Here is a 21,106-nt window from a genome sequence, read left to right as displayed (position 1 = left end):
GGGGGCGACAGCGGGGATGGCGGAAACCAGGCTGATCCAGAGCCGGTACCGACTGCTCGATCTGATCGGGCGCGGCGGCATGGGCGAGGTGTGGCGCGCCCGCGACGAATCACTCGGCCGTCAGGTCGCCGTCAAATGCCTGAAGCCGATGGGCCCCCAGCACGACCAGGACTTCACCCGCGTCCTGCGCGAGCGCTTCCGCCGGGAGGCCCGGGTCGCCGCCGCTCTCCAGCACCGGGGCGTCACCGTCGTCCACGACTTCGGCGAGTACGAGGGCGTGCTCTACCTGGTGATGGAGCTCCTGGACGGCCGCAACCTCAGCCAGCTCCTTGAGGACAACGAACAGCACCCGCTGCCGGTCGACGACGTCGTCGACATCGCCGAACAGGTGGCCGACGCCCTCGGTTACACCCACCAGCAGGGCATCGTCCACCGCGACCTCAAGCCCGCCAACATCATGCGGCTGGCCGACGGGACGGTGAAGATCTGCGACTTCGGCATAGCCCGACTCGGCCACGACATCAGCGTCACCTCACGCCTCACCGGTGTCGGCATCGCCATGGGCACCCCCCACTACATGTCGCCCGAGCAGATCAGCGGCGGCCAGATCGACCACCGCAGCGACCTCTACTCGCTGGGCTGCGTGCTGTACGAGATCGCCACCGGAGCGCCGCCGTTCGACCTCGAAGACGCCTGGGGCGTGCTCGTCGGACACCGCGACACCCAGCCGGAGCCACTGCGCAGCCACCGCGCGGAACTCCCCGTCTTCTTCGACCGCGTCGTCCTGGAACTGCTCGCCAAGACCCCGGAGCAGCGGCCCGCCGACGCCGGCGACCTGCGCCGGCGCATCGCCCTCGGCCGCACCGGCGGACAGCCGTACCTGGAGCCGTCCGGCCGGGTGCTGCTCGCGCCGCCCGTCCCCGTCGGGCACCCCGGCGGACGGACCGGCCCGCTGCCCCGGCTGCCCGACTGGACCCGCGGCATGACCAGCGGTATCAAGGCGATGGGCGGCACCTCACCTGGCCTCCCGATGCCCGACCACTCGGCGGGCCTGACCGGGGAGTGGACCACCGGCACCGGCCCCAGGGCCGGCACAGGACCGGTGCCGGCGGCCGGGGACGAGCGGCCCACGCCCTCTCCGGAACACCTCGCGATACTCGCCGGCCGCCACAGCGCCGGCCTCGACCTGGGCCGCCTCGGCCACTGGGACGAGGCGGGCCAGGTCCACCGGGCGGTCGCCGCCGAACGCGAGCACGCTCTGGGCGCCGACCACCCCGACACGCTCGCCAGCCGCTACGAGGTCGGGTTCACCCTCAGCCGCACCGGTCGCGCGTCGGACGCGCTGCGGGAGTTCGGCCTCGTCGCGGAGGGCCGCGAGAGGACGCTCGGCCCCGACCACCCGGACACCCTCGCGGCCCGGCAGGAAGTGGCGTACGTACTGGGCCGGCTCGACCGCCACTTCGAGGCCCACCAGATCTACGCCGCCGTCCTCGTCTCCCGGGAACGCACGATGGGACCCGACCACCCCGACACCCTGCGCTGCCGCCACAACCTGGCGTTCAACCTCAGCCGGCTCGGGCGGCTGGAGGACTCGTACCGGATGGCCCACGACGTGGCGGAGGCCCGCGCCCGGCTGCTCGGCGCGACCCACCCCGACACCCTGGTCACCCGTTACGAGGTCGGCTACACGCTGGGCCGGCTCGGCCGGTGGGCGGAGGCCCTGCAGACCTACCGGGCGGTCGTCGGGGGCCGGTCGCAGGTGCTGGGCGCCGACCACCCCGACACCCTCGCGGCCCGCTACGAGGTCGGGATCAGCCTCGGCCGGCTGGGCCGCAGCGCAGAGGCGCTGGAGCTGTACCGGGTGCTCGTCGACGACCGGACCCGGGTCAGCGGTCCCGACGACCCCGAGACCCTCCGCGCCCGCCACGGACTGGGCGTGAACCTGGGCAGGCTGGCCCGCTGGGAGGAGGCGCTGGCCGAATCGCGCGAGGTGTACGCGATGCGCACCCGCGCCCTGGGCGCCGACCACGCGGACACCCTCGTCAGCCGCCGCGAGGTCGCCGTCGGCCTCGGCTGGCTCGGCCGCTGGGCCGAGGCGCTCACCGTCTACCGGCAGGTCGCGGAGGTGCGGACCCGGCTGCTCGGCGCCGACCACCCCGACGTTCTCGCGAGCCGCAACGACGAGGCGCACTGCCTGGAACAGCTCGGCCGGGGTACGGAAGCGGTCGGGCTGTACCGGCAGGTCGCGGCGCTGCGCCGGCAGCGGGTCATTCCGCCGTCCTGACCGCACCGCCCCGGCGCCCGCTCTGGCCCGCGGCCGTCGTCCGTGCTACCAAGAGCCATGCCCGTACCCGACAGCTATGACGCAGTCATCGTGGGCGGTGGCCACAACGGTCTCGTCGCCGCCGCCTACCTCGCCCGGTCGGGGCAGTCCGTCCTGGTCCTGGAACGCCTGGACACCACCGGGGGAGCGGCCGTCTCGACCCGGCCCTTCGCGGGCGTCGACGCCCGGCTGTCGCGCTATTCGTACCTGGTGTCCCTGCTGCCGCCGAAGATCGTCTCGGAGCTCGGCCTCGACTTCGCCGTACGCAGACGGACCGTCTCCTCGTACACCCCGGCCGTCCGCGACGGGCGCGCCACCGGGCTGCTCGTCGGCGGCGACGGCACCCGTGAGTCCTTCGCCGCGCTCACCGGATCGGACCGGGAGTACGCGGCGTGGCAGCGGTTCTACCGCCGTACCGGGCAGGTCGCCGAGCGGGTCTTTCCCACCCTCACGGAGCCGCTGCCGGCCCGCGACGCGCTGCGGGAGCGGATCGGTGACGCGGACGCCTGGCGGATGCTCTTCGAGGAGCCCATCGGCGTCGCCGTCGAGGAGAACTTCGACGACGACCTCGTACGCGGCGTCGTGCTCACCGACGCGCTGATCGGCACCTTCGCAGACGCGCACGACCCCTCACTGGTCCAGAACCGCTGCTTCCTCTACCACGTCATCGGCGGCGGCACCGGAGACTGGGACGTGCCGGTCGGCGGCATGGGCGCGCTCACCGACGCCCTCGCGGCGGCGGCGCGCGCGGCCGGGGCCCACATCCGCACCGGCCACGAGGCGGTCCGCATCGACACCGACGGGACGCACGCCGAGGTGACGGTGAGAACGGACGGCGGTGAGCGGACCGTCGGCGCGCGCCGCGTCCTGGTCAACGCCTCGCCCCAGGCACTCGCGGCCCTCCTCGGGGACGAACCGCCGGAGCCCGCAGAGGGCGCCCAGCTGAAGGTGAACATGCTGCTCACCCGGCTGCCCCGGCTGCGCGACCGCTCGGTGGACCCGCGTGAGGCGTTCGCCGGGACCTTCCACATCGCGGAGGGGTACGGGCAGCTGGCCGACGCCTACCGGGACGCGGCGGCGGGCCGGCTGCCCGCCGCCCCGCCGTCCGAGATCTACTGCCACTCGCTGTCGGACCCCTCGATCCTCGGCCCGGATCTCGCCGCCCGCGGCTACCAGACCCTGACCCTCTTCGGCCTGCACACCCCGGCCAGGCTCTTCGCCGCGGACAACGGGGCGACACGCGCGGCCCTGCTCAAGGCGACACTCGCCGAACTCGACGCGCACCTGGAGGAGCCGCTCGCGGACTGCCTGGCCCTCGACGGGAACGGCGAGCCCTGCATCGAGGCGAAGACCCCGCTGGACCTGGAACAGGAGCTGCGGCTGCCCGGCGGCCACATCTTCCACCGGGACCTCGCCTTCCCGTACGCCACGGAGGCGACCGGCCGCTGGGGCGTGGAGACCGCGCACCCCAACATCCTGCTGTGCGGGGCCGGTGCGGTGCGCGGTGGCGGTGTCAGCGGGGTGCCCGGCCACAACGCCGCGATGGCGGCGCTGGGCCGGTGACCGGTAGCGCTACCGCCCGAACGCGCCGCGCAGGGCCGCGATCTTGCGCGGCAGGTCGTACTCCGCGCCGCCCTCGTGGCCGTTGTACGTGAACACCTCGATCTCGGCCGGGCCCGCGTAGCGGTGGTAGGCGGCGAACACCGTGGACGACGGGCAGACCTTGTCCATCAGGCCCACCGAGAACCACGCCGGGGCGGTGGCCCGCGCCGCGAAGTTCACCCCGTCGAAGTAGGACAGGGTCTCCATCGCCTCGTCGATCCGGAACCGGTGCCCGGACAGCCAGCGCGCGATCTCCGCGTACGGACCCGCGTCCGTGATCTGCGAGGCGCGCCGGTAGTGGCAGAGGAACGGCACATCGGCGACGGTCGCCACGACATCGTCCCGCAGCCCGGCCACGGCGAGCGCGAGGCCGCCGCCCTGGCTGCCGCCCAGCACCGCGACGCGTGAGGCGTCCACCGCGTCGTGCGCCTTCACGGCGTCGACCGCCCGCACCGCGTCCGTGATGAGCCGGCGGTAGTAGTGCCGGTAGGGGTCCTCGATGCCCCGGGTCAGGAAGCCGGGGGAGGAGGAGCCGTTGCCGTCGGGCCCGATGTCCACGGTGTCGGCGGTGTTCTTGCCGCCGCCGCCCTGACCCCGGTTGTCCATGATCAGGTGCGCGTAGCCGAGCGCGCTCCAGGTGAGCCAGGAGTACGGGATGCCCCGGCCGCCGTTGTAGCCGATGTACTGCACCACGGCGGGCAGCGGACCGGAGCGGGCCCTGGGCAGCATCAGCCACGCCTTCACCGGCTGTCCGCCCCAGCCGTTGAACGTCACGTCGAAGACGTCGACGGTGGCGAATCCGGCGTCGTACGGGACGAACTCGGCGTCCAGTTCGTGCCTGGACGTCTCGGTGAGGGTCTTCTCCCAGAAGGCGTCGAAGTCGGCCGGCTCCTCCGGCTCCGGCCGGTAGTCGCGCAGCCGGTCCAGTGGCATGTCGAACAGCAAGGGTCTAGCTCCTCTTCAGGGTGAGGTTGAGGGTTGCGCCGTGGCGTCCGGCGGTGTCGGCGGTGATCCGGATGCCGCTGCCGGACGGTGCGGCGCTCACACCCGGCTCTGCGGAGACCACGGTCAGCCCCCGCAGCGCCAGGTCCAGCACGACGGAGGACCGCAGCTGGGTCGGGTCGGAGAGGGAGACGGTCACCGTCTTCCCCTCGGGCCTGACCAGGACCGAGGCCGGACCGTCCGCGGTGAGTTCCTGGGCGGTGCCCGCCGCCCAGAAGTTCGCGGCGAGCAGTCCGTCCGCGCCGCGGCGTACCGCGTGCACGGCGGTGGAGTCCGCGACCAGGGTCACCGGGGGCGCGGACGACCACTGCTTCGTGCGCTCCGCGGACGCAGCCGGGGCCTGCAGCCAGAAGTAGCCGGCCCCGCCCGGTGCGGTTCCGTGGTCCTGCCACAGCGTCAGATAGGGGCGGGTGACGGAGGTGTCCGTGCCGTACTTGAGGTTGATCTCGCGCCAGGTCGCGGTCCGGTCCTCGCGCAGTCCGTGCACGGTGACGGGCTCCGGGAAGACGTATCCGCCGGTCCCGGCGACGTGCAGCCACCGCACCCCGTCCAGCCGCGCCGACCAGCCGGTGTCGGAGGGGGCGGCCTCGCCGTTCACGAGCAGGGCCGCCGCCGGGTCGCGCAGCTTGCGGTTCTCCACGACCGTCTCGGCCGTACCGGCGTCGGCGGTGATGCCGGAACCGACGCACGCGATGACGTCGTCCAGGCAGAACCAGCTCTTCAGGCCCTGCAGCGAACTGCCGAACGCCCGGAGCTCCATGCCGTACGCGCCGAGCGTCGTGCCCGGCAGCGCGGCGCCGCCCGCCCAGTCGGCGGTGCTGGTGGTGCGCTGCCCCGCGGCGTCGGCGGGCCGGCCCGCGATGACCGTGGTGCCGGGCAGCCGCGCCGGGTCGACCGTCGGCCAGTAGTCCTCGCTGTAGTGGCCGAGGTCGTCCGTGTAGAGGAGCACCATGCCGTCGGAGAGGTGCCAGGCGTGCAGGTTCTCGTTCTGGATCGACTCGTAGTTGTAGATCCGGGACGAGTACGCGGAGATGCCGAGCGCGAACGAGGGGCGGTGGTGGGCCGCCTTGTCCATTCTGGGGTGCTGCTTGTGGGCGACCAGCGGACCGCGCGCCGGTACGGAAGAGGCCATGACCTGCCGGGCGGCGACGAGCGAGGCGAGGTCGGTGACGGCGAGGAAGTCCCGGTAGGTGTCCTCGGCGATCCACTGCTTGACCAGGGCGGTGAACCGGTCCGCGGTCTCGCCGGGGAAGCCCGGGATCAGCCGGACCACCGCCTCGATGACCGTCTGCGCCGAGACGTGGCCCTGCTTGCTCGGGCGGGCGATCTCGCGCCCGCACACCGACGCCATCACGTCACCGCGTGCCAGCAGCGGATCGAAGCCCTCGTCGACCCAGCCGCGCACGTTGTCCAGGTCGGGATCGGTGACCGTCCACGCCGTACCGGCCAGCAGGTTCAGCAGCCGCGAGAGGTTGTTGAGCAGCTCCTTGCCGTAGCCGCCGTTGTACGGGTGCTTGTAGTGCTGGAGGAAGGAGCCGTCGGAGTAGAAGCCCTCGCCGGTTCCCTCGGCCGCCGCGCTCGCGTCGTTGTACGCGAGGACGCTGTTGGCGCCCGAACCCTCGACGTCCGAAAGAGCGTCACGGACCCGGGCCAGGTCGTCCCCGCTGTCGCGCAGCACCGCGTTCACGGCGACGACGGTGGAGATCCACACCCGGTTGGCGCCGGTCGCGATCTGCCGGTCGGCCCGCCACAGGTTCGGGTCGGGCGTGTAGTGCAGGACGGCCGCGGTGATCCGGGCGAGCCGCTCGGCGCCCAGCGCGTCGTACAGCAGCACCGTCGCGTCGTTGAGCGCGAGCGCGGAGCCGATCTCCCAGTCCCAGTCGTTGTCGAACCGGGTGTGCTCGGGGCCGTAGCGGTTGGTCAGCATCCAGTCGATGCCCGCCAGCAGCAGATCGCGCAACGCGGTGTCGCCGTACTGCGGGGTGCCGGGTACGGCCCAGGCGGTCGCGACCGTGGCGAGCCGCTTGAACGAGGTGGTGACGTGGTTGGAGAGCGTGGTGCTGGTCAGGTCCGGGAACAGCCCGTCGGTACGCGAGGGGTCCAGCCCCTTGGCGGAGGTCGTCGCGGCCTTGCCGGTCCGGGCCACGGCGGCGGCGATCTGCGGGTCCGTCAGGTCGAGACCGGGGCCGCCGGTCAACAGGGTGTGCCACCGGGTGCGCAGCGAGGCGGCGTCGTCGACCGGGTCCGCTGCGGCGGCCTGTGCCCCGGACGCCGGGAGCACGAGCGGCAGGGCGACCGCCGCGCCGAGGGCCGCCGCGCCCGCCAGGACGGTGCGGCGGGTGGTGGTGCCGTTGGTGCCGGGGGTGGTGCCTGGGTTCATGGCGCTGCCCTCACAGAAGGTGTCGGCGGTCGACGGCCGCGGCGAGCGCCGCATGGCCGGAAGGGTTGGGGTGGAGCCCGTCGCCGCTGTCGTACGCGGTCCGCAGCCGCTCCGGGTGGTCCGGGTCACGCAGCGCCGCGTCGAAGTCGGCCACGGCGTCGAAGACGCGGCCGGTCCGCACCGCAGCGTTGATCCGCAGCCGCACCGTCTCCAGCTCGGGCGTCCAGCGGGTCCAGCCCCCGAACGGGGCGATGGTCGCGCCAACCGCCCGCAGCCCGGCGTCCCGTGAGCGCAGCACCAGCTGCCGGTAGCCGGCCAGGACGAGCGCGGGGTCCGTCTGGCTCGGCGGCTGCTGGAGGTCGTTGACGCCGAGGTGGACCAGGACGGTCCGCAGCCCGGGGAGCGACAGCACATCGCGGTCGAACCTGGCCTGTCCGCCGGGGCCGAACCGGGCGTCGTCCAGCAGCACCCGGTTGCCGCTGATCCCGAGATCCGCGACCGCGGAGCCGGGCAGCCGCCGGGCGAGCTGGTCCGGCCAGCGCAGACCGGAGTCGTCCGGCGTGCCGACGCCCTCCGCGATGGAGTCACCGAGCACCGCGACCACCGGCCCGTGCGCGCCCGTCACCTCCACGCCGGTCAGCAGGTACACCGAAGTGGTGCGCTCCCCGTCGACGTCGTGCGAGGCATGGGTGTTGCGGTGGAAGGACAACGGCCCGGTGGGGCCGGGCAGTTCGGTACGCACGGTCAGCAGGGAGCCCTCCGCTGCCCGCAGTCCGGCGACCGCGTCACTGGTCAGCGAGGCGCCCGCGGCGAGCCACGCCTGCCGCTGCCCGCCGAACGTCACGGGCCTGCCGCCCGCCGTCACCGGGCCGATGAGTACGGGTACCGTGCCGAAGGCGTGCCCGTAGCGCAGCCGCACCTGCCCGCCCGCAGACAGCCGCACGTGCGCGGTGAACGTGCCGCCGGTCAGCCCGGCGCTCGCCACCGGGTCGGTGTCGGTCGGCGCGGTCTGAGCCGTTGCCCAGGAGGTCGTCCAGCGTGAGCGGCGCGCGTCCCCGCCCGTGCCTTCGGCGGCGTGCGCACCCGGCGCCGCCACCGCGACGACGGCCAGTCCGGCCGCGGCCGTCAGTACCCCGCGTCTCGCGGGCCCCCGGCCGCTCACTGCGGGCACGCGCCGGTCGGGGCGTACTCGCTGCCGTAGGTGCCGACCGCGTCGCCACCGGTGTTACCGCTCATCGTGTTGGTGCAGACGGGGCCCTGCGGGGTGCGCATGAACTTGATGCCGCCGCCCGCGTTGCCGGTGATGGTATTGCCGTAGATGCTGGTCGCGGTGCCGTCGGTCGCCGTGTCACCGCCGAGCCGGATGCCCGAGCCGACGTTGTCGTGGATGGTGTTGTAGCGGAAGATGTTGCCGCTGCCGCGTGCGTCGAGCCCGCCGGAGCTGGGGTCCTGCTGCTCGCTGCAGTCGTTGTACTCGACGTAGTTGTTGGTCGAGTTCTCCTTCACGTCGACGCACTCGTTGCCCCGGGTAGCGATCGTGTTGTGGTGGATGCGGTTGTCGCGGCTGATGTCGGGGGCCGCGTCCGGGGCGCCGTTCGCGCCCTGCTGCTCGGGGGCCGTGCCGAGGTAGATCCCCTCGCCGTTCTTGCCGCCGCCGCCGAACTTGAAGTCCGCGACACCGCAGTCCGTGATCGTGTTGCCGGAGATCTCGGCGCCGGTCACCAGGTAGCGCACCCGCAGGCATTCGTCCGCCGCGTTCTTGAGGGTCATATCGGTGATGCGCAGACCGCCCACCCCGTTCCCCGGAGTCGTGCTCATGACATAGATGAGCTTGAGGCGGTACCCCGACACATCGGTGGACGAGCCGTGCAGCCCGTCCACGGTGAATCCGCTGAGCGTCGTCGAGTCGTGCTGCACCTGGATGATCCGGGTGTCTCCGGCGCCCTTCACCACCGCGTTCGACGGTCCGGTGAGGGTGACCCCGGCGCGCTTGGTGACGACGTCCTGCTTGTACGTGCCGGCGGCGAGGTTGACCACCGCGCCCGTTGGCGCCAGGTCGAGGGCCTTCTGGATCGTGGCGAACGGGGACCCCGCCGACGTACCGGAGTTGGTGTCGCTGCCGGACGGTGACACGTAGTAGGAGGTGGCGGTCGTAGCGGCCACCGACGGCGGGGCGAGGGCGAGCGGGGTACCGACCGCGAGTGCGGCGACGAGGGTGGTGCGCAGTGCGTGGCTCATGAGGTGTGCCTCCTGGGATCAGCGAAGGACAGAGCGAGCAGTACGGGGATGCTCGGGCCGAGAAGCAGTGGCCCGAGCGGTACGACGAGAGAGAGCAGTACGGCGGAGACCACCGCACCGAGCAGGGCGGTGCCCCGGGCGGCCGAGCCGAAGCCGAGCGCCAGCGCGCGGCGGGTCCAGTCGCGGAGGGTCCCGCCGGGCGTCCGGCCGGCCTCGGCCGCGAGCGCCACGTGGTGGATGACCAGGGCGGCCGCGATGCCCGCCTGGGCGGCGAGCAGCACAAACGTCCACGGCTCCGAACGGCCCAGCAGGTAGACGATGTTGGCGGTCAGGACGGTGGCCGCCGCAGTTGAGGCCAGTCCGTGCCGCCACAGGGAGCGCCAGTACCGGGGGAAGGACGCGAAGGTGTTGGCGAAGCAGTGGCTGTCTCCCTCGGCCCGCCACCGCTGGAGACCGTGCGCCATCGCGGCGAGCGCGGGCAGCCAGGTGACCACCCCCAGCGACAGCACGATGAACGCGGCGCCGGCGGCGGCCGGGTAGGCCACGAACTCCAGCCGCCGCAGCAGCGTCGGCCAGTTGGACGAGAGAGTTGCCTGCATGGGTCAGCCGACCTTTCCTGTGTACGGTTCCGCCACGTCGAGGACGACCTCGCCGTCCAGTTCGAGCCGGGTGGCCGCCACCACGTACGGGGCGCCGTCCGCGGTGAGCAGTACGGCCGCGGCGTCGGCGCCGACGCCTTCGGTACGGATCCGGCGGGCGACGGGGGAGAGCAGCACGGTCTCCGTACCGAACGTCACCCCGTGCCCCGCCGCACAGGGGACCTGAGCGGCGTCCGCCCCCGTCTGCGGGCCGATCGCCGTGAGGAACAGCCCCTCGGCGGACCTGGCGGTCGTCGAACGCAGCGTGTGCAGGGTCCGGGTGAGGCTGAGCTCCGGCGTGCTGGACGTCGGATTGGCCACCACCTCGGTGACCTCGCTGACGGTCCGGCCGTCGGCGGGCGCGAACTGCCGCACCCGCGCGCAGGCGTCCCCCGACCGGATCAGCCGGCTGCCGTCGGGCTGGGCCTGTGTGGGCCCGTCGGTCTGGAGCAGGAACGTCCACTCACGTGCCGCGTCCGCCTCCGCGAGGTCGAGCAGCACCAGCCGGCCCGACGGGGTGAACACCAGCGTCCGGTCCAGCCTCCGCACCCCGAGCGCGGGGTCGTACATCGCGGCGATCTCCGCCGTCGCGTGCGCCCATCCGCAGTCGGGGGACACCAGCACATCGCGCTGCCTGGCCTGCCGTTCGAAGGGGATGTCGCGGTACACGTGGTACCGGTCCTCGTCCGCGTACCCCTGCCCGTCCACCAGCAGCAGATTGTGGTGCGCGGCCTTCTTGCGGTTGCTGTAGCCCTCGTCCACCGCGAGGAACGCGCCCTGCGAGACCAGCACGAACGAGCCCGAATCGGGGTGGTGGTGGCCCTGGTTGAGGGTCTCCCAGCCCTTCTCTGCCCGGTGTTTCGCGGCCGTCTCCCAGGCCCGGTGGCCCCCGCCGGGGCTCGCCTTGAACGAGACCAGGGTGGCGTCCTCGTCCCATCCGGTACGCGCGGCCAGCAGCCCCAGGTCCGGGAAGAACGCCCGGGTCTCGGTGGGCCTCGCGGCCGCCACGGACGGGTCGTACCAGAGGTATTCGAGGTAGGCCTCCGGCAGGATGCCCGGCCGCACACCGCTCTCGGCCGCCTCCTTCCACAGCAGCTCGCCCGAGGCCAGATCACCCATCCACTGGGCCTCCGGGATGCCGTACTGCGCCCCGAGGCGGTAGTACAGACCGGCGCTGTGGCCGCTGCGCCGGTCGTGGCAGTCACCGTGGTCGACGTTGAACGCGAAGCCGGGCGCGGTCTGGTGCAGCCGGTAGCGGAACGTGTGGGACATGAACCCGCCGCGGTCCCACCAGTCGATGCCCTCGGCCTCCTTCAGGAGGTCGAGGTGGATGGCTAGGAAGGGCACGCCGTAGCGCCAGTACACGACGCCCTCCGCGTGCGAGCCGTCCTCCGGCATCAGGTCGAGCACGGTCCCGAGGTTGTCCTTCGCGCGCTCGGTCCACTCCTCCTTGCCCAGCACGTACCCGGCCGTCGCCAGCCCCGCGTAGCAGATCCAGTTGTGGTTCTGCCAGTACGAGGAGGACCACCAGCTGCCCTCGCTCGCCACCGCGTACTCGTACATCCGCCGCCCCTGGAGCAGCAGCTTGTACCGCAGCAGCGCCCGTACCCCGTCCGGCAGCTCGTCCCCGATCCACTTGTACGCGAGGGCCAGGTGGTGCAGCAGCCAGCCGGCGTCCAGATCGTGGTCCGGCATATGGGCCTTGCCCCAGTGGGGCAGCCGCACCGCGGCCTCGATCCACCGCCGGCTCTCCGCCAGATGGGCCGGATCGCCGCCCACCCGGTAGGCCAGCGCCGGGTTGGACGCCGCGGGGCCCAGCCAGGTGATGCTGGCCAGCGGGTGCGTACGGGGCGGGGTCAGCCCGCGGTGACGGGCAGCCTCCTCGTACAGCCGGGCCTCCTGTGCGGGGCGCGGGCCTGTCGGCGGGGTCGCCGAGAGCAACAAGGGTCAGTCCTCCGATCGGAACCGTGTGGTGCTGCCGTCCGCGAGCCGGACCGTCAGCCCGTCCTGCGCCAGTGTCACGTCGGTGACGGCGGGACCGGCGGACCCGGCCTGGTACACCGAGGCGAAGGTGACCCGGTCGGTGACGGCCGTGAAGTCGACCCGGGTCCGCACCCGCTGGGGGTCGTCGGCCGGGCCGGGACCCGGGGTGCTCACCGGGCGCACCGGCACCCCGGCGAGGTGCGTGTGCCAGCCGTGCAGCGTCTCGTCGCCGTACCAGGTGGTGCGCACCGGGCCGGCCCCCTGAGACTGGACGTCCAGGGCGGTACCGGGGCGCAGTTGCGCGGTGATGCGCCGGTCCTGGCCGGCGGTCACGGTCAGCAGGTCCACCAGGAAGCCGTCGCCCGCCACGATCCGCCGGACCGCGCGCACCCCCTCGTACGCGGTGGTCACCTCCGCGGTCACCGAGCGGTCGTCCGAGTGCAGCAGCGTGCCCGTGCACTCGGTCTGCTCGCCGCCGTCCACCCGGAACGCCGGATGCGCCTCGGTCGATGCGTACAGATCACGGAACTCGGCGTGGGCGTAGGGCACCTGACCCGGGTCGGGCTGCCACGGAGTCGTATCGCCGTAGAGATAAAGAGACAGCTTGTCCCGGTGGCCGTGCGAACCGCCGTGCGGGCCGAAGTCCAGCAGCGCGTGGATGCCCGCGACCCGCAGCACCCCGTACCCCGCGGAGCCGAACACCGTCAGCGCGCCGGGCGCGGCCCGCTCCGGCAGCGGCGGGCCGGTGAACCAGCCGCCCAGCTCCCGGTCGAGACCGTCGTCCGCGTCACCGAGCTCGGCACGGGCCCGCCCGGCCACCGCCTCCAGTGCGGCGGAAGGCACCAACTGCTGCGCCAGCGCCACCAGTTCGAGCCACTCCAGCGCGAGCGGGCCGCGCAGATACGGGCCGTCGTGCAGCGCCGGCAGAATGCCGCCAGGTGTCGCGATCGTCGCCAGCACGTCCGTCATCCCGGCCAGCACACCCACCACATCGGCCGGGACGGCCGCCGGATCGGTCCCGCGCAGCGCGAGCAGCGCCGCCCGCAGCACGAACCCGTGGTAGTAGGTGCTGCCCTCCCACTCCCAGCCGTCCTGCGCGACCGCGACCCGCAGATGCGCGTACAGGCCGTGCTCGCCCTCCAGCCACTCCTTGCCGCCGTCCCACTCCTGCCCGCGTGCCGCGGCGGCGCCGCGACCGGCGGCCACCCCCGCGGCATTGAGCCACGCGGTGTAGTTCGAGGCGAGCTGCCCCTTTCCGGTCAGCACGTTCCGGGCGTCCAGAGCCGACCGCTCCAACGCGTCCAGCAGCGGCAGCACTTCAGCCAGATCAACCGTGCCGTGCTCGGCCAGCGTGCTGACCGCGTGGCCGATGTTCACCGCCCAGATCGCGTCGGTCAGCGCCTGGTGGAAGAGCCGGCCGCGCAGCATCCAGCCCTGCGCCTCGCCGTGCTGGGCGGTGGCCAGCTCCTCGTACAGACCCGCGTACTCGACGAGCCGGGCCACCGCCTCCGCGCGCTCGCCGCGGTGGGCGAGCACCCGCAGATGCCGCGCCCACGCCTGGTGCGACAGCACCAGCCAGGCACCGCGCACCGCCTCGTCGTCCACCCGGCAGCCGTACGCGCAGCGCGCGCCGCCCTCGGGGAACACCCCGCCGAGCACATCGCCGTGATCCAGCTCCACCCCGTGCGCCGGGCACACGTACGCGTGCCACCAGCCGCCCCGCTCCCGGGCGATCCGCCTCAACGCGGCCACACGCCACCGTCGATGTCCACCGTGGTGGCGGTCAGGAAGCCGGACGCGGGCGACGCGAGGTGGACGACGGCAGAGCCGACGTCCTGCGGAGTGCCGGCCCGGCCCACCGGGATGCCCGCCTCCATCGCCTGCTGCGCCTGGGGCGCGGTGAACGTGTCGTGGAAGGCGGTGCCCTTGATGAAGCCGGGGGCCACGGCGTTCACCGTGATGCCGGTGCCGCCCAGCTCCTTGGCCAGGCCCTTGGTGAAGCCGACGACTCCGGCCTTGGCCGCCGCGTAGGCGACCGAGCCGGGGCCGCCGCCGTTGTGCGCGGCCAGCGAGGCCATGGTGATGACGCGCCCGGCCGACGACTTCGTGAGATGCGGCAGGGCGGCCCGCACGGTGCGGAACGTCGAGGTCAGATTGGTCGAGATGACCTGGTCGAAGTGGTCGTCCGACATCTCGGCGATCTTCTCCCGGCCGATCAGATGGCCGGCGTTGCAGACCAGGACGTCCAGGCCGCCGAGGAATCCGGTCGCCTCCTCGACGAACCGGTCCACCTCGGACGTCACCGTCACATCGGCCTGGAACGCCTTGGCCCGGCGGCCCAGCGCCTCGATCTCGGAGACCGTCTTCGCGGCCTCCTCCGCGGAGGAGTGGTAGTGGACGGCGACATCGGCGCCGGCCTCCGCGAGGGCGACGGCGATGGCACGGCCGATGCCGTGGCCCGCTCCGGTCACCAGCGCGCGGGAACCTTGGAGATCAGCAGACATGGGGGGTAAACCTTTCGATATCCGGCCACTCGGGACCGGGACCGGTCACTTGAGACCGGCGGTTGCGAAGCCCTGCACGAAATAGCGCTGGCCGATGAGGAAGAGAACGACCATGGGCAGGGTGGCGAGCGTGGTGCCCGCCATCAGGAAGTGCCACTGGGTGCCGTTCTCGGTCTTGAAGACGGAGAGCCCGACCTGGATCACCCGGAGGTTGTCCGAATGGGTCACCAGCAACGGCCACAGGAAGTTGTTCCAGGAGGACTCGAAGGTCAGCAGCGCCACGGTGATGAAGGCCGGCTTGACCTGCGGGGACATGATCCTGGAGTAGATCCGGAACTCTCCGAGCCCGTCGAGCCGGGCGGCCTCCTCCAGCTCCACCGGAAGGTCCAGGTAGAACTGCCGGAAGAGGAAGACGGCGAACGGGGTGACCGCGCCGGGCACGATGAGCGCCCACCAGGAGTCCAGCCAGCCGCTGCCGCCCTGGCCGAAGAGGTCGTTGCCACCGGCCAGCGGCATGAAGCGGACGATCAGGAACTCCGGCAGCACCTTGGTGTACGTCGGGATCATCAGCGCCGCGATGAACAGGTAGAAGATGACCTCGCTGCCCCGGAACCTGATCCGGGCCAGTGAGTACCCCGCCATCGACGCCACCAGGACGTTGATGAGGGTGTGGCTGAACGCGATGATGAAACTGTTGCGGGCGTACGTGGCGAAGGGCGCGGCCTTCAGCGCGTCGACGTAGTTGCCGAACTCCCAGTGCTCCGGCAGCAGTCCGGCGTCCTGCGACGCGATCTCCACGGGCGTCTTGAGTGAGGTCAGCACCATCCAGACGAACGGCACCACCATCAGCAGCGAGACGACGCAGAGCGTCAGGAACAGCGCGATCCGGCCGGCGGAGCGGCGGTTGCCCTTCGCGGCGGGCCGGGGCGGACGCAGGGCCCCGGACTTGTGCAGCTCAGCTGTGGCCACGGGTGCCTCCCATGATCCGCCGGTTGACCAGGGTGAAGCCCATCAGCAGGACGAACAGCACCAGGGACTGGGCGCAGGCGTAGCCGACGCGGAACTCCCGGAAGGCGGACTTGTAGATCTCATACGTCATCATCGTGGTGCTGTTGGCCGGTCCGCCGTCGGTCAGGATGTAGATCTGGTCGAAGGACTGGAACGCGTTGATCATCGAGGTGATGAGCACGAAGAACGTCGCCGGTTTCAGCAGCGGCAGGGTGATCGAGAAGAACTGCCGGACCTTCGAGGCGCCGTCCACCGAGGCCGCTTCGTACAGCTCCTTCGGCAGGGACTGCAGCGCGGCCAAGTAGATGAGCATCTTCATGCCGATGCCCTGCCAGATGCCGACCAGGATCACCGACGGCATCGCCCATGAGGTCGAGGAGAGCCAGGCCGGCCCCTGGATGCCCACGAACGACAGCAGGGTGTTGAACAGCCCGTTGCCCGGGTTGTAGATCCACAGCCAGACCAGGGCGATGGCGACCGTCGCGGTGACCTGCGGCAGGAAGATCGCGGTGCGGAAGACACCCCGCGCCTTGAGCCCCGTGTGCAGGGCGAGCGCCATCAGCAGCCCCAGCGCCATGCCGAACGGCACGGTGAAGAAGGTGTAGATGACGGTGTTCACGATGGACTTGCGGAACACCGCGTCGTCCAGCATGTCCCGGAAGTTGTCGAACCCCACGAACTGCGGCGGCGTCAGCACGTCGTACTTGGTGAAGGCCAGGACGACCGCGGCGATGACCGGCAGCCCGATCCAGAGGGAGGCGTGCAGCAGGGCGGGCGCCACCATGAGCATGCCGGCCCGTCGCCTGCGACGCCCGGGGCCCGTCGGGGTCCTGCGCGACCGCCGGGTCGCCGGTGCGCTGTGCTCAGTCGGGGAAGGAGGCCGCGCGGGCCGTGCCTTCAGTACGGATACAGCTCCCACAGTGACGCCTCACATCCGGCCGATGGCGGCCTCGGCCAGCCGGCCGAGTTCCGCGATGGCGTCCTTCGCGGACTGTCCGCCCACGATCGCGGGCTCAAGGGTCGGCTTGATCTTCTCGCGGATCTCCATCCACGCGGCCGTGCCGCCCTCCGAGCGCGCGGCGCTCATGTTCTGCAGCGAGAGATCGACGAACTTGTTCTCCTTCACATAGCCGGATTCGTTGAGGTCCTTGAGCCCCGGCACGGAACCGCGCTGCTTGGCCGCGCCCAGGATCGACTCCGGGGTGGAGAGGTACTCCACCAGCGCACGGGCCGCCGCGGGGTGCTTGGAAGTCGCCGACTGCGAGACCAGGGTGCCGCCCTGGAGCATCGCGGGTTTGCGGTTGGCGAGGACGAAGCAGCCGAGCGTGTCGTTCTTCAGGAGGTCCGGCGACTGCTCACGGCACTGTTCCCACAGGGCGCTGGTCGTCATCATCATCGACGCCTTGCCGGTCTGGACGTTCGACGGTGCACCGGCGTCCGTCTTCTTCGTGTAGTCGGCGGAACCGTCCTTCGACAGGTCCTTGAAGAACTGCAGCGCCTCGACGCCCCGGCTGTCGGTGAACAGCACCTTCTTGCCGTCCTCGCTGAACAGCTGACCGCCGTTGGCGAAGAGGAAGGTCTCCCAGCACTGCCGCAGATCGATGGAGAACGGGTCGAAACCGATCCGGCCGCTCTTCGTCAGCTGCTTGGCGATGGCCCGCAGCTCCGCCCAGTTGGCCGGTGTCTTCTTGATCCCGGCCTCGGCGAAGTGGTCCTTGCGGTAGACGACGATGCGGGTGTCGAGCACCACCGGCAGGGCGTACAGCTTGCCGTCGTAGCGGGAGGGCTCCAGCACCCGCTTCTCGTAGTCGTGCGCGGTGGCGAACTTCTCGGGCAGCGGGGCTATCGCCTTCTTGGCCGCGAACGGCGGGATCCAGCCGACGCCCATCATCAGCACGTCGGGCAGCAGTCCGCCCGCGAGTCCCGTGGTGATCTTCTCGTTGAGCTGCGCGTACGTGGTGTAGTCCACGTTCACCTTGACGTCCGGATACTTCTTCCGGAAGCCGCCGAGGATCTGCTTCTCCAACAGCGTCTTGCCGTCGGCGCCCTCGTAGATCGGGGTGAGCAGCGTGATCTCGCCCTCGGCGGGACCGTCGGCGGAGCCGGCCGCGGAGGAGCCGGTGCCGCAGCCGGAGAGTGCGGCCGCGGCGGTACCGGCGCCGATGGCGGCGAGCAGCGACCGTCGTTTGAGTTCCATGGGCACCCCTTTTGAGGTGGAGGCAGTGGATCGATCCAGCGATGGCAACCCGGCCATGGCTGGGAAGCGCTGGTAAATCGATGCACTGAGACTAGGAACGCCCCAAGAGGCGCGTCAACAGCTGATGCACAACAATTTTCAGGGAAGTTAACAGGTGTACCGGTGAAGAGAGTTCAGTAAATCGGTACACTAGTCTGGCTGAACGCGTTCCGAACCGGAGGTGGCATGAGCGGGGTAACGATCCATCAGGTCGCGGAGGCCGCGGGTGTATCCGCGAGCACCGTGTCGAACGTCCTCAACGGGCGTACGGACCGTATGCAGGCGGCCACCCTGGCCCGCGTGGAGCAGGTGATCGAGCAGCTCAGCTACCGGCCCAACCGTGCGGCGCGGATGCTGCGCACCGGCCGGATCAAGGTCATCGGCCTGATCGTGCCGTCCGTCGCCAACCCCTTCTGGGGGTCGCTCGCCCGCGAGCTGGAGGCCATCGCGCTGACCGAGGGCTACCACGTACTGCTCTGCAACAGTGAGCGCGACCCGGCCCGCGAACTCAAGTACAGCGAGGAACTGCTGGCCGACGGGGTGAGCGGCGTGGTGCTCTGCTCCTCGCTGCCCTCGCTCGACCATGTCGCGCCGCTGCTCGGACGCGGCCTGAAGATGATCGCGTTCGACCGCACCGCCCAGGCGGGGGACCCTCCCTCGCTGTCCTCCATCAGCGTCGACAACGCGATGGGCGCCGAGCTCGCCACCCGTCACCTGCTTGAGCTGGGACACCGCAGGCTGGCGTTCGTCTCCGGCTCGGTCAACAGTGTCAACCGCCGCGAGCGGCTGCGCGGGTTCCGGGCCGCCCTGGAGTCGGCCGGCCTCGACCCCGCCGACGCGATCGTCTGGCCCGGCGCCGACACCGCCGAGTTCGGTGACAAGGACGCAGCCGAACTGGGCCGCAACGCCGCCCGCGAGCTCCTCGGCCGGCCGCGACCGCCCACCGCGTTCGTCGCCATCAACGACATGTGCGCGATCGGGATCTGCCGGGGCGCGAAGGACGCCGGGCGCAGCGCCGGGCAGGACGTCTCCGTGGTCGGGTTCGACGACATCCTGCTCGCCGACCTCTTCGAGCCACCGCTCACCACGGTCCGCCAGCCGCTGCCGGAGATGGCCGCCGAGACGTTTCAGCAGCTGCGCGCGCGCATCGACTCCGCGCCGGTCGCGGGGCGTTCGCTGCTGATCAGGCCGAGGCTCGTCGTACGGAAGTCGACCGCGCAGGCGCCCGCGGAAGCGACGGTGCCGGCGAGCCGGGCCCGCACCGGTGAGGCGGCGGCTCCGACGGCGGGGGCGCGCGGCTGACCCGGCGGGCTTGCGGGACGCGGCCTGCGAACGGCCGCGCCGCGCGCCGGAAGGCGGGAAGGGCCTTCGGTCAGTCTCCCTGGGGCGGGGCGCCGTAGCGCAGCCCGTCGACGAGCAGCGCGACCATCCGCTGCGTATGGCCTTCCCCGTCCTCGTGGGCGGGCATGGCCAGGTTGCCCGTGGCGCGCAGCAGGTCGTCCGGGCCGATGTCGGCGCGGATCTCACCGGCTCGCGCCGCGGTGTCCAGGAGTGCGCCGAGTACGGGTACGAAGCGCTGCTGGAAGTAGTCGGGCAGGCTGTCGTAGGCCCGGTCGCCCGAGTGGAGGGCGGCGCCGAGCCCGCGCTTCGTGCCGATGAAGACCGCGAAGCGCTGTAGCCATCCGGCGAGCGCCTCGGCCGGCTTGTGCTGCGCCGCGAGGGGTTCCGCGGCGTCGGCGCAGGCGTCGACCTCGTTGCGGAAGACCGCGGCGATGAGGTCGGAGCGCTGCGGGAAGTGCCGGTAGAGGGTGCCGGCCCCCACGCCCGCCCTGGCGGTGATCTGGCGTACGGGTGCGTCGACCCCCGAGGTGGCGAAGACCTCCGCGGCCGCCGTCAGCAGGGCGTCGGTGCTGCGTCGCGCGTCGGCGCGCAGGCGCTTGCCGGGCAGCGCCCCGGTCGTTCCGGCGCCGCTCTCCCGGTCCGTGTCCTCGTGCACGATGCTCCCCTTGCTAAGCGGAACGCTGTTCCGTATCGTTAGGTCGAACGCTGTTCCGTTTGTTCCAGCGTAGCGCCTGGGTGCGCTCTTTCAGGCACCGGCCAAGGTACGAGGAGAATCATGAACTACCGCACACTGGGCCGAACCGGCATCAAGGTCAGCCCGTACTGCCTCGGCGCGATGATGTTCGGCGCCGCGGGCAACCGCGATCACGACGAATCCGTCCGGATCATCCACAAGGCGCTGGACGCGGGGGTCAACTTCGTCGACACCGCCGACGCCTACTCGCGCGGTGAGTCCGAGGAGATCGTCGGAAAGGCCCTCAAGGGCCGCCGGGACACGGTGGTGCTGGCCACGAAGGCCCACCTCCCGATGGGCGACGACCCCAACCAGCAGGGCAATTCGCGGCGGTGGCTGGTCCGCGCCCTTGAAGACTCCCTGCGCAGGCTGGGCACCGACCACGTCGACCTCTTCCAGATCCACCGGCCCGCCCCCGACACCGACGTGGAGGAGACCCTCTCCGCCCTCACCGACCTGGTGCGCGCGGGCAAGGTCCGCGCCATCGGCTCCTCCACCTTCCCCGCGTCGGACATCGTCGAGGCGCAGTGGACCGCCGAGCGGCGCGGCCTGGAGCGCTTCCGCACCGAGCAGCCGCCGTACTCGATCCTCAACCGGGGGATCGAACGCGAGGTGCTGCCCGTCTGCGAGCGCTACGGCATGGGCGCCATGGTCTGGAGCCCGCTCGCGCAGGGGCTGCTCACCGGCCGCTTCCGCAAGGGCGCCGGGACCGACAGCGTCCGGGCGGCCCGCGGCTACAAGCACCTGAGCGACGAGCGCCGGATCGACACGGTCGAACAGCTCATCCCGGTCGCCGAAGAGGCGGGGATGTCCCTGACCCACCTGGCGATGGCCTTCGCCATCGCCCACCCCGGCGTCACCTCGGCGATCATCGGCCCGCGCACCATGGAGCACCTCGACGACCTGCTCGCCGGTGAGGGGACCGTGCTCACCGACGAGGTCCTCGACCGGATCGACGCCATCGTGCCGCCGGGCACCGACGTCGGGGCGCTCGACATGGCCTACGACCCGCCCGCCATCGGGCAGGCCGCGCTGCGCCGCCGCGTGCCCGGCGAGCGCTCCGCCGCCTGATCCGGCCGGCTGCGGCCCGGACCCGGTGCGGGCCGCGGGCCGCACCG

Annotated in this window: 16 protein-coding genes; 4 read left to right on the top strand and 12 right to left on the bottom strand. The window is 71.8% G+C overall.

The genetic code is table 11. From position 1 onward, the window contains the following. The first annotated feature begins 16 nt into the window (after nucleotides 1-16). Entirely contained in the window at nucleotides 17-2,284 is a 2,268-nt protein-coding gene (locus tag OG892_RS01575) for a tetratricopeptide repeat protein (protein ID WP_371628239.1), read from the top strand. Between the two features lie 57 nt (nucleotides 2,285-2,341). Beyond that, complete coding sequence (locus OG892_RS01570) at nucleotides 2,342-3,886, top strand: phytoene desaturase family protein (protein ID WP_371628238.1); 1,545 nt, start codon at nucleotides 2,342-2,344, stop codon at nucleotides 3,884-3,886. Nucleotides 3,887-3,895: 9 nt separating this feature from the next. Here the strand turns inward: OG892_RS01570 and OG892_RS01565 are convergent, their stop codons facing one another. The 11 genes from OG892_RS01565 to OG892_RS01515 all read right to left on the bottom strand — a co-directional run bounded on the left by OG892_RS01565 (nucleotide 3,896) and on the right by OG892_RS01515 (nucleotide 17,875). Continuing rightward, the gene (locus tag OG892_RS01565) at nucleotides 3,896-4,870 is read right to left on the bottom strand and encodes an acetylxylan esterase (RefSeq protein ID WP_371628237.1); all 975 of its coding nucleotides are present in this window, start codon (nucleotides 4,868-4,870) and stop codon (nucleotides 3,896-3,898) included. Between the two features lie 4 nt (nucleotides 4,871-4,874). Next, on the bottom strand, nucleotides 4,875-7,307 hold the full coding sequence (locus OG892_RS01560; protein ID WP_371628236.1) for a polysaccharide lyase 8 family protein: 2,433 nt from the start codon (nucleotides 7,305-7,307) through the stop codon (nucleotides 4,875-4,877). Nucleotides 7,308-7,317: 10 nt separating this feature from the next. Beyond that, a complete protein-coding gene (locus OG892_RS01555) occupies nucleotides 7,318-8,478 on the bottom strand; it encodes a GDSL-type esterase/lipase family protein (RefSeq protein WP_371628235.1) in 1,161 nt (386 codons plus the stop codon). Next, the gene (locus OG892_RS01550) at nucleotides 8,466-9,545 is read right to left on the bottom strand and encodes a DUF1565 domain-containing protein (RefSeq protein WP_371628234.1); all 1,080 of its coding nucleotides are present in this window, start codon (nucleotides 9,543-9,545) and stop codon (nucleotides 8,466-8,468) included. Before OG892_RS01550 ends, OG892_RS01555 begins: the two co-directional genes overlap by 13 nt. Next, nucleotides 9,542-10,144: a hypothetical protein gene (locus OG892_RS01545; protein WP_371628233.1), complete on the bottom strand. Its 603-nt coding sequence runs from the start codon at nucleotides 10,142-10,144 to the stop codon at nucleotides 9,542-9,544. Before OG892_RS01545 ends, OG892_RS01550 begins: the two co-directional genes overlap by 4 nt. 3 nt (nucleotides 10,145-10,147) lie before the next feature. Next, nucleotides 10,148-12,127: a hypothetical protein gene (locus OG892_RS01540; RefSeq protein WP_371628232.1), complete on the bottom strand. Its 1,980-nt coding sequence runs from the start codon at nucleotides 12,125-12,127 to the stop codon at nucleotides 10,148-10,150. A 3-nt stretch (nucleotides 12,128-12,130) separates the two neighbouring features. Next, a complete protein-coding gene (locus OG892_RS01535; protein ID WP_371628231.1) occupies nucleotides 12,131-13,918 on the bottom strand; it encodes a heparinase II/III family protein in 1,788 nt (595 codons plus the stop codon). Further along, nucleotides 13,906-14,670 (bottom strand): SDR family NAD(P)-dependent oxidoreductase, encoded by a 765-nt coding sequence (locus OG892_RS01530; RefSeq protein ID WP_073738935.1) that lies wholly within the window; start codon nucleotides 14,668-14,670, stop codon nucleotides 13,906-13,908. The genes OG892_RS01535 and OG892_RS01530 overlap by 13 nt, the downstream gene beginning before the upstream one ends. Before the next feature lie 45 nt (nucleotides 14,671-14,715). Beyond that, the gene (locus OG892_RS01525) at nucleotides 14,716-15,639 is read right to left on the bottom strand and encodes a carbohydrate ABC transporter permease (protein ID WP_079193664.1); all 924 of its coding nucleotides are present in this window, start codon (nucleotides 15,637-15,639) and stop codon (nucleotides 14,716-14,718) included. Continuing rightward, nucleotides 15,626-16,468 carry a carbohydrate ABC transporter permease gene (locus OG892_RS01520; protein WP_079193663.1) on the bottom strand — a complete coding sequence of 281 codons (843 nt, stop codon included), beginning with the start codon at nucleotides 16,466-16,468 and terminating at the stop codon, nucleotides 15,626-15,628. The genes OG892_RS01525 and OG892_RS01520 overlap by 14 nt, the downstream gene beginning before the upstream one ends. A 138-nt stretch (nucleotides 16,469-16,606) precedes the next feature. Continuing rightward, nucleotides 16,607-17,875 (bottom strand): ABC transporter substrate-binding protein, encoded by a 1,269-nt coding sequence (locus OG892_RS01515; RefSeq protein WP_073738933.1) that lies wholly within the window; start codon nucleotides 17,873-17,875, stop codon nucleotides 16,607-16,609. A 225-nt stretch (nucleotides 17,876-18,100) separates the two neighbouring features. Here OG892_RS01515 and OG892_RS01510 point away from each other — a divergent pair, with 225 nt between their 5' ends. After that, nucleotides 18,101-19,216, top strand: coding sequence for a LacI family DNA-binding transcriptional regulator (locus OG892_RS01510; RefSeq protein ID WP_371628230.1), 1,116 nt, complete (start codon nucleotides 18,101-18,103; stop codon nucleotides 19,214-19,216). 70 nt (nucleotides 19,217-19,286) lie between these two features. On the opposite strand, the gene OG892_RS01505 is transcribed toward OG892_RS01510, so the two are convergent. After that, nucleotides 19,287-19,910, bottom strand: coding sequence for a TetR/AcrR family transcriptional regulator (locus OG892_RS01505; RefSeq protein ID WP_371628229.1), 624 nt, complete (start codon nucleotides 19,908-19,910; stop codon nucleotides 19,287-19,289). Between the two features lie 120 nt (nucleotides 19,911-20,030). On the opposite strand from OG892_RS01505, the gene OG892_RS01500 reads away from it, so the two are divergent. Further along, complete coding sequence (locus tag OG892_RS01500) at nucleotides 20,031-21,059, top strand: aldo/keto reductase (protein WP_073738930.1); 1,029 nt, start codon at nucleotides 20,031-20,033, stop codon at nucleotides 21,057-21,059. The last annotated feature ends 47 nt before the right edge of the window (nucleotides 21,060-21,106 follow it).

This window comes from Streptomyces sp. NBC_00341 (assembly GCF_041435055.1).
In the GTDB taxonomy this organism is placed as follows: Bacteria; Actinomycetota; Actinomycetes; order Streptomycetales; family Streptomycetaceae; genus Streptomyces.
The sequence above is the reverse complement of the archived record's forward strand: the minus strand, read 5'-3'. Positions and strand labels throughout refer to the sequence as shown.